Below are 8,188 nucleotides of genomic sequence, written 5' to 3'. Positions count from 1 at the left end.
GATTGGGCTGGTGGGGCTGGATCGGGGCGGTGGGGGTGGATTGGGCTGGTGGGGCTGGATCGGGGCGGTGGGGGTGGATTGGGCTGGTGGGGCTGGATCGGGGCGGTGGGGGTGGATTGGGCTGGTGGGGCTGAATCGGGGCGGTGGGACGGATTGGGCTGGTGGGGGTGGCGACGGACACAGGTCGGGGGTGGGGAATCGTGGGTATGCTCGCCGCCATGCCCCAGCCCCCCTCCGCCGCATCGCGGGACGAACCCGTCATACGGGAACGCGGTGACGCCTGCCCCGGCGCGCTGCGCCTGCACGCGGCTGACGACGGGTACCTCGCGCGGGTGCGGATCCCGGGCGGCGAGCTGAGCTCCCACCAGGCCTCCGTGCTGGGACTCGCCGCCGACCGCTTCGGGGACGGCCACCTCGAACTCACCTCGCGCGGCAACGTGCAGGTGCGCGGCCTGGGCGAAGGCTGCGGTGCCGGTCTGGCGGAGCTGCTCCACGCCGCCGGGTTGCTGCCCGCGCCCAGCCACGAGCGCGTGCGGAACATCGTCGCCACCCCGTTGTCGGGCGAGCCCGACCCCGTGCGGCCGGAGGCCGCTTCCGTGCGGCCCGATGTGATGCCGTGGGTACGGGAGTTGGACCGGCTGCTGTGTGCCGGTGCGCGCGTCGCCGCGTTGTCCGGGCGGTTCCTGTTCGCCTTCGACGACGGGCGCGGGGACGTGGTCGCGCTGGGGGCGGACGTGACCGTGCTCGGGCGTCAGGACGGCGGGGCCCTGGTGCGGCTGGGGGCGGCCTCCGGCGCCGTGGCCGTGGGCGGGACGGACGCGCCGGCGGCGGCGCTGCTCGCCGCCGAGTACTTCCTCGACGCCGCCGAAGCGGCCGGCACCCGCGCCTGGCGGGTGCGTGAACTCCCCGACGGGCACGCCCTGGACGAGGAGGAGTTCCGCGCCAGGCTCGCCGCCGCCGGCATCGCCGCCGAGCGGGTGCCCGCGGTGCGGTGGCCCTACGCACCCGCCCCGATGCCGTGGGGTACGGGTACGGGTACGGGCGCCGAGGGGCGTATGCCGCTGTGCGTACTGCCCCCGCTCGGCCGGCTCAGTACCGGCCAGTGGCAGGCGCTCGTACAGGTCGCCGAGCAGGGCGGCCGCGGGATGCGCGTCACTCCGTGGCGCACGGTGGTCATCCCGAACGCGCCCGTCACGGGGCCGTTCGACGGCCCCGCCCGGTTGCGCGCCGCCGGGCTCGTCGTGGACCCCGACGGCCCCTGGCAGGGCGTCACCGCCTGTACGGGGCGCCCCGGTTGCGCCAAGGCGCTCGCCGACGTACGGGCCGACGCGAGCGCCGTCGTCGAGGCGGCGCGGGGGGCCCTGCCCGTGCACTGGTCCGGTTGCGAGCGCCGCTGCGGGCATCCGCAGGGGACGGCATGGGTGGACCTCGTCGCCACCGGATCCGGCTACGGGCTGTCCGTCCACGGACGGGCCGTGGCGTACGAAACCGGCCTCGCGGCCGCCCTCGCGGCCGCCCGCGAACTCCGATCCCCTTCCGATGAAGCAGACGAAGCAGACGAAGTAGATGCAGTAGCAGTACCAGAAGCACCGTCCGTAGACGCAGTGAAGAAATGAGCGAGTACACCGTGTTCGAGTACGAGAAGGACGGCGCCGCGATCTACCGCCAGTCCTTTGCCACGATCCGCGCCGAGGCGGACCTCTCCGGGCTGCCCGCCTCCGTCGCGCAGGTCGCGGTACGCATGATTCACGCCTGCGGGATGACCGACCTCCCGCAGGACCTCGGGTACACGCCCGAGGTGGTGCTGCGGGCCCGCGCCGCCCTGGAGGCGGGCGCGCCGATCCTGTGCGACGTGCAGATGGTCGCCAGCGGGGTCACCCGCAAGCGGCTGCCCGCCGACAACGAGGTGATCTGCACGCTCTCCGACCCGGCGGTGCCGGAACTGGCCGCGAGGATGGGCACCACCCGTAGCGCCGCCGCCCTCGAAGTATGGCGCGACCGCGGCCTGTTGGAGGGTTCTGTGATCGCCGTCGGCAACGCGCCGACCGCGCTGTTCCGGCTGCTGGAGATGATCGAGGAGGGCGCCCCGCGCCCCGCCGCCGTCATCGGCGTGCCCGTGGGCTTCATCGGCGCCGCGGAGTCCAAGGACGCCCTCGCCGCGCACCCCTCCGGGCTCGACCACCTGGTCGTGCGCGGCCGGCGCGGCGGCAGCGCCATCGCCGCCGCCGCCGTGAACGCGATCGCGAGCGTGGCCGAATGAGCACCGTCCAGAGCCTGGCCGACGGCACCGACGGCGCGGCCGCCGCCACCGCCACTGACACGGCATCCGCCACCTCCGCCACCGCCTCCGCCAAGGGCCGTCTGTACGGGGTCGGGCTCGGCCCCGGCGATCCCTCGCTGATGACCCTGCGCGCCGTCGAGGTGATCGCCGAGGCGGACGTCGTCGCCTACCACAGCGCCCGGCACGGCCGGTCCATCGCCCGCTCGATCGCCGCGAAGCACCTGCGCGCCGACCATGTCGAGGAGCCGCTGGTCTACCCGGTCACCACCGAGACCACCGACCACCCCGGCGGCTACCAGGGCGCCATGGAGGAGTTCTACGAGTCCGCCGCCGCCCGGCTGGCCGTCCACCTGGACGCCGGCCGGACCGTCGCCGTGCTCGCCGAGGGGGACCCGCTCTTCTACAGCTCGTACATGCACATGCACAAGCGGCTCGCGGACCGGTACGAGACCGAGGTCGTCCCCGGTGTCACCTCGGTGAGCGCCGCCGCGGCCCGGCTCGGCACCCCGCTCGTGGAGGGCGAGGAGGTACTGACCATCCTCCCCGGCACCCTGCCCGAGGAGGAGCTCACCGCCCGCCTCGCCGCCACCGACTCGGCGGTCGTGATGAAGCTGGGCCGCACCTTCCCCGCCGTGCGCGGCGCGATGGAGAGCAGCGGCCGGCTCGCGGAGGCCCGGTACGTCGAGCGCGCGACGATGGCGGGGGAGCGCACCGGACGGCTCGCCGACACCGACGCGGACAGCGTCCCCTACTTCGCCGTCGCCGTCGTCCCCAGCCGGATCGGCAATCCGGGCAGCGTGCCCTCCGGCCCCGGCGAGGTCGTCGTCGTCGGCACCGGTCCGGCCGGTCCGCTGTGGCTCACCCCGCAGACCCGGCGGGCACTGGCCGACGCCGAGGTGCTCGTCGGCTACACCACGTACCTGGACCGAGTGCCGGTGAAGCCGGGGCAGGTCCGGCACGGCTCGGACAACAAGGTCGAGTCCGAGCGCGCCGAGTTCGCCCTCGACCTCGCCCGCCGCGGCCTGCGGGTGGCCGTGGTGTCGGGCGGCGACCCCGGGGTGTTCGCCATGGCCACCGCGGTCCTCGAAGTAGCCGGGCAGGACGAGTACAAGGGTGTCCCGGTACGGGTCCTGCCGGGCGTGACCGCGGCCAACGCGGCCGCTGCCGCGGCCGGCGCCCCGCTCGGCCACGACTACGCCACCATCTCCCTCTCGGACCGGCTCAAGCCGTGGGAGGTCATCGCCGAGCGGCTGCGCGCGGCCGCGGCGGCCGACCTGGTGCTCGCCCTGTACAACCCCGGGTCCGCCAGCCGTACCTGGCAGGTCGCGCAGGCCCGCGAGCTGCTGCTGGAACTGCGCTCGCCGCGGACGCCGGTGGTCGTCGCCCGGGACGTGGGCGGGCCGCAGCAGTCGGTGCGCGTCGTGACGCTCGCCGAACTGGAGCCGTCCGAGGTCGACATGCGCACGATCCTGCTGATCGGCTCCTCGCAGACCCAGGTCACCGAGCGGGCCGACGGTACGAGGATCGCCTGGACGCCGCGCCGTTACGGCTGAGGTTCCGGGTCGCAGGCGAACGCCCGGGGCGGGCCGCCCCGGGCGTTCGCGCGTCAGGCGGGGTATCCGAGCCAGTCCAGGGCGCCGGCCACGGTGCCGGCCTCCGGTACGCCCTCCGGGACCGCCGGCCGGCGGACCACGAGGACCGGGATGCCCGCCTCGCGGGCCGCTGCCAGTTTCGGGGCGGTTGCCGAGCCGCCGCTGTCCTTGGTCACGAGGACGTCGACGCGGTGCCGGGCGAGCAGCTCCCGTTCGTCGCGGAGGGTGAACGGGCCGCGCGCCAGCAGGACGTCCAGGCGCGGCGGCACGGCACCCTGCGGCGGGTCCACCGAACGGACCAGGAAGCAGGTCTCGGTGAGGTGCGCGAAGGTGTGCAGGCCCATCCGGCCGGTGGTCAGGAACACCCGGCCGCCGAGGGAGGGGAGCAGCTCGGCCGCCTCGGCGAGGGAGTCGACGAACCGCCAGTCGTCGCCCGGCCCCCGGGTCCAGCCCGGGCGGCGCAGCGCGAGCAGCGGGACCCCGGTGCGGGCCGCCGCCTCGGCCGCGTTGAAGCTCATCCGCTCCGCGAAGGGGTGGGTGGCGTCGACGAGGCGGGTGACCCGGTGCGCGGCGATCCACGCGGCCAGGCCGGCGGGTCCGCCGAAGCCGCCGATCCGGGTCTCGCCCGGCGGCAGCGCGGGGTCGGCCACCCGGCCGGCGAGGGAGGTCGTCACGCGGGGCGGCGGCCAGGGGCGCGCCACCGCGGGACCCGCCGGGGCCGCGGCAGGGCGCGCGACCGGGGCCGGGACCCGGTGCGCGACCGCCGCCGGGTCTGCGGCCGGGTCCGCGGCCGGGGCCGCGCCGGTCAGGGCCGCGCCGGTCAGGGCCGCCGCCAGGCGACGGGCCTCCGTCGTGCCGCCCAGGATCAGGACGTGCCCGCCGGGGGCGTCCCCGCCCGCGTCCGGATCCCCGCCGGGGGCGCCGCGGCCGGAGGCCGGTTCAGCAGGCATGCCGGTCGCGCTCGGGGGAGTACAGGTGGCTGTCCCGGAACTGCTCGGCTCCCAGCGTGCGGCCCACCAGGATGACGGCGGTGCGGACCAGACCCGCCTCCTTCACCTGGGCGGCGATGTCGCTCAGTGTGCCGCGCAGGACCAGTTCGTCGGGCCGGCTGGCCATCGCCACCACCGCCGCCGGGCACTGGGCCCCGTAGTGCGGCAGCAGTTCGTCCACCACCCGGTCCACGTAGCGGGTGGCCAGGTGCAGCACCAGCAGCGCGCCGCTGCGGCCCAGGGTGGCCAGGTCCTCGCCGGGCGGCATGGGCGTGGCCTGCTGTGCGATCCGGGTCAGGATCACGGTCTGCCCGACGGTGGGCACGGTCAGCTCCCGCTTCAGCGCGGCCGCCGCCGCGGCGAACGCCGGGACGCCGGGGACGACCTCGTACGGGATGCCGGCCGCGTCGAGCCGCCGCATCTGCTCCGCCACCGCGCTGAAGATCGACGGGTCGCCCGAGTGCAGCCGCGCCACGTCCTGGCCCGCGGCGTGGGCCCGTACGCACTCGGCGACGATCTCGTCCAGGTTCAGCAGCGCGGTGTCGACGAGGCGCGCGTCCGCCGGGCACTGCTCCAGCAGTTCGCGCGGCACGAGGCTGCCCGCGTACAGGCAGACCGGGGCGGCGGCCAGGGTCCGGGCACCGCGCACCGTGATCAGGTCGGCGGCGCCGGGGCCCGCGCCGATGAAGTACACGGTCATGTCTGGTTGTTCTCCTTCGTCACTGACCACTGGGTGACCGGCATGGCCTGCCGCCAGCCCGTGAAACCGCCGACCGGCACGGCATGCGCGACGGCGAGTTTGACCAGCTCGCCGCCGTGGCGCCGGTAGCGCTCGGCGAGCACCGCTTCCGATTCCAGGGTCACGGTGTTGACCACGAGTCTGCCGCCCGGGCCCAGGGCGTCCCAGGCCGCGTCCAGCAGTCCCGGGGCGGTCAGCCCGCCGCCGATGAACACGGCGTCGGGGGCCGGGAGTCCGGCGAGCGCCGCCGGCGCCGCGCCGACGACCACGCGCAGGCCCGGGACACCGAGCGCCGCCGCGTTGCGGCCGATCCGCGCGGCCCGGTCCGGTACGCGCTCCACGGTCGCCGCCCGGCAGGAGGGGTGCGTACGCATCCACTCGATGCCGATGGAGCCGGAGCCGCCGCCGATGTCCCACAGCAGCTCGCCGGGGGCCGGCGCCAGCGCGCACAGGGTGGCGGCCCGCACATGGCGCTTGGTGAGCTGCCCGTCGTGCTCGTACGCGGTGTCCGGCAGGCCCGGCGTGGCGCCGAGGCGCGGCGGACCCGCGGCGGGATCCCGTACGCACTCCACGGCGACCACGTTCAGCGGATCCCCGGGGGCGCGGTCCCAGCCGTCCGCCACACCCTCGTACGCCTCCTCGCGCTCGGACCCGAGCTGCTCCAGCACCCGCATCCGGCTCGGCCCGAAGCCGCGCTCGCGGAGCAGGGCGGCGATCTCGGCGGGAGAGCCCGCGCCCGCGCTCAGCACGAGCACCCGCCGCCCGTCGTACAGGGCGGCCGAGAGGCGGGCGACCGGGCGGCCGACCACCGTGACCACCTCGGTGTCCTCCACCGGCCAGCCCAGGCGGGCGCAGGCGTACGAGACCGACGAGGGGTGCGGGTGGACGAGCAGGGAGGCCGGACCGACCTCCCGGGCCAGCGCCCGGCCGATCCCGTAGAACATCGGGTCGCCGCTGGCCAGTACGGCGATCCGGCGTCCGGCGTGCTCGCCCATCAGCTTCGGTACGGCCGGCAGCAGCGGGCTCGGCCAGGACACCCGCTCACCGGGGCAGTCGCCGGCGGGCAGCAGGTCCAGTTGGCGCGGGCCGCCGATCAGCACCTCGGCCGAGGCCAGCGCGGACCGCGCGGCGGCGGCGAGCCCGGCCCAGCCGTCGGCGCCGACGCCGACGACCGTCACGGGGATGGGGGGCGGTGCGGAGCTCACTGCGCGGTACCTCGGGGAACGGGAGAAGGGGAATGCGGGGGGCGGACCCGCAGCCTACTGGGGCGCAGGCCGGGCCCCAGTGCCAGGGTGACCAGGACGGAGGCACCGGCCAGCGCCGTGATCGCGACGGCCGGGGAGGAGTACTGGGCGATCGTCCCGGCGAGCACCGCGCAGAGGCCCTGCAGGGCCAGCAGCCCGGCCGAGTGCAGGCCGAGGGCCTGGCCCTGGGTGCCCGGCGGCAGCAGCTCGACCAGGCGTTCCTGCATCAGCAGGCCGGCCGAGTACCCGACGGAGGCGACGGTCACGGCCACGACGGCGACGAGCGGCCCCGGCTCCGTCGCGAACACCAGGTACGGCACGGCGAGCAGCAGCCGCAGCGGGCCCGCGAGCCGGGCCCGCGACCGGGCGGGCAGCCAGCGCCCGGCGAGGGTGTCGCCGACGAGCATGCCGGCGGCGGCGCAGCCGAAGAGCAGGCCGGCGTGCGCCGGGTCGTACGGGACGAACAGCGACTCGCACCCGACGATGAGGCCGTTGGGCACCCACAGGGCGAGGTACAGGGTCCGTCGGGTGGGGTCGGACAGCAGCAGGACATTGGTGTGCCAGGTCCGCGCCGGTGAGGGCCGTCCGCTCGCCCGCGGCGGCCGGTTGCGCAGCCCGAACCGGACGGTGAGCGCGCCGGCGAGTCCGAGGCCGGCGGCGACCGACAGCGCGCCGCGCGGGGAGAGAGCGGCCAGCAGCAGGCCGCCGGTGGCGAAGCCGGCGATCTGGGTGACGCCGCCGCAGACGGCGAGCAGCGAACGGCCCAGGAGGTAGTCCCCGGGCGGCAGGATCTCGGTGAGCAGCCCGTACCGGACCCCGCCCGCGAGGGAGTCGGCGAGGCCCTGGCCCAGCAGCACCGCGAACACGGCCCACAGCGGGAGCGCGGGGGCGGCGACCAGCGCGGTGCCGAGGGAGGCGAACGCGGCGAGGGCGGTCAGTGCCGCGCGCGGCGGCACGGCGTCGGCGGCGGACATCAGGACGGTGGCGCCGAGGACTTGGGCGAGGGAGGGGCCGAACATGCCGAGCGCGGCGAGCAGGGGGCTGCTGGTGCGCTCGTAGAGGAGGACGGCGAGGGCGAGGCCGCCGATGGTGGAGGCGGTGGTGCGGAGCGCTGCCGCGGCGAGGAAGGGGGTGAACTCGGAGGTGCGGGTGAGGGAGCGGTAGGTCCTGGGCATGGGGGGAGTCTTGGGGCGGTGGCGGGGGGCGGCCCACTGTTTCGGGTGGGAGCGAAACTCCGGGTGCCGGTGCCGGTGCCGGCGGCCGGCGGCCGGGCCCGGTGGGGGGCGGGAGGCGCGGCGGGGTAGCGGGGGGCCGCCCCCGGCGCCCGCGGGGGAGGGACCCGC

General features: G+C 76.3%; 7 protein-coding genes. 3 read left to right on the top strand and 4 right to left on the bottom strand.

The annotated features are described in order from the left end of the window. Positions 1–218: 218 nt before the first annotated feature. From cobG to ACFWUQ_RS27735, 3 genes are read left to right on the top strand one after another with little or no spacing between them, the layout of a single operon-like run. A complete protein-coding gene (gene cobG / locus ACFWUQ_RS27745) occupies positions 219–1,616 on the top strand; it encodes a precorrin-3B synthase (RefSeq protein ID WP_384543438.1) in 1,398 nt (465 codons plus the stop codon). After that, positions 1,613–2,260 carry a precorrin-8X methylmutase gene (locus tag ACFWUQ_RS27740; RefSeq protein ID WP_384543435.1) on the top strand — a complete coding sequence of 216 codons (648 nt, stop codon included), beginning with the start codon at positions 1,613–1,615 and terminating at the stop codon, positions 2,258–2,260. Before cobG ends, ACFWUQ_RS27740 begins: the two co-directional genes overlap by 4 nt. Beyond that, positions 2,257–3,834 (top strand): precorrin-2 C(20)-methyltransferase, encoded by a 1,578-nt coding sequence (locus tag ACFWUQ_RS27735; RefSeq protein WP_384543432.1) that lies wholly within the window; start codon positions 2,257–2,259, stop codon positions 3,832–3,834. The genes ACFWUQ_RS27740 and ACFWUQ_RS27735 overlap by 4 nt, the downstream gene beginning before the upstream one ends. A gap of 53 nt (positions 3,835–3,887) precedes the next feature. Here ACFWUQ_RS27735 and ACFWUQ_RS27730 read toward each other — a convergent pair whose 3' ends face one another. From ACFWUQ_RS27730 to ACFWUQ_RS27715, 4 genes are read right to left on the bottom strand one after another with little or no spacing between them, the layout of a single operon-like run. After that, entirely contained in the window at positions 3,888–4,823 is a 936-nt protein-coding gene (locus ACFWUQ_RS27730; RefSeq protein ID WP_384543430.1) for a cobalt-precorrin-6A reductase, read from the bottom strand. Then, positions 4,813–5,562, bottom strand: coding sequence for a precorrin-4 C(11)-methyltransferase (gene cobM / locus ACFWUQ_RS27725; RefSeq protein ID WP_384543427.1), 750 nt, complete (start codon positions 5,560–5,562; stop codon positions 4,813–4,815). The genes ACFWUQ_RS27730 and cobM overlap by 11 nt, the downstream gene beginning before the upstream one ends. After that, positions 5,559–6,806: a precorrin-6y C5,15-methyltransferase (decarboxylating) subunit CbiE gene (gene cbiE / locus ACFWUQ_RS27720; RefSeq protein WP_384543424.1), complete on the bottom strand. Its 1,248-nt coding sequence runs from the start codon at positions 6,804–6,806 to the stop codon at positions 5,559–5,561. The genes cobM and cbiE overlap by 4 nt, the downstream gene beginning before the upstream one ends. After that, the gene (locus tag ACFWUQ_RS27715) at positions 6,803–8,020 is read right to left on the bottom strand and encodes an MFS transporter (RefSeq protein ID WP_384543421.1); all 1,218 of its coding nucleotides are present in this window, start codon (positions 8,018–8,020) and stop codon (positions 6,803–6,805) included. Before ACFWUQ_RS27715 ends, cbiE begins: the two co-directional genes overlap by 4 nt. Between the last annotated feature and the right edge of the window lie 168 nt (positions 8,021–8,188).

Origin of the sequence: Streptomyces sp. NPDC058662 (genome assembly GCF_042716255.1) — a bacterium.
In the GTDB taxonomy this organism is placed as follows: Bacteria; Actinomycetota; Actinomycetes; order Streptomycetales; family Streptomycetaceae; genus Streptomyces.
Note: the sequence above shows the minus strand (reverse complement) of the source record. Positions and strands in the feature narration are given on the sequence as shown.

Excerpts from the sequence above, each read along its gene's own strand:
- ACFWUQ_RS27735 (WP_384543432.1), top strand. The coding sequence starts at position 2,257 with ATGAGCACCGTCCAGAGCCTGGCCGACGGCACCGACGGCGCGGCCGCC.
- ACFWUQ_RS27740 (WP_384543435.1), top strand. The coding sequence starts at position 1,613 with ATGAGCGAGTACACCGTGTTCGAGTACGAGAAGGACGGCGCCGCGATC.
- cobM (WP_384543427.1), bottom strand. The coding sequence starts at position 5,562 with ATGACCGTGTACTTCATCGGCGCGGGCCCCGGCGCCGCCGACCTGATC.
- ACFWUQ_RS27730 (WP_384543430.1), bottom strand. The coding sequence starts at position 4,823 with ATGCCTGCTGAACCGGCCTCCGGCCGCGGCGCCCCCGGCGGGGATCCG.
- cobG (WP_384543438.1), top strand. The coding sequence starts at position 219 with ATGCCCCAGCCCCCCTCCGCCGCATCGCGGGACGAACCCGTCATACGG.
- ACFWUQ_RS27715 (WP_384543421.1), bottom strand. The coding sequence starts at position 8,020 with ATGCCCAGGACCTACCGCTCCCTCACCCGCACCTCCGAGTTCACCCCC.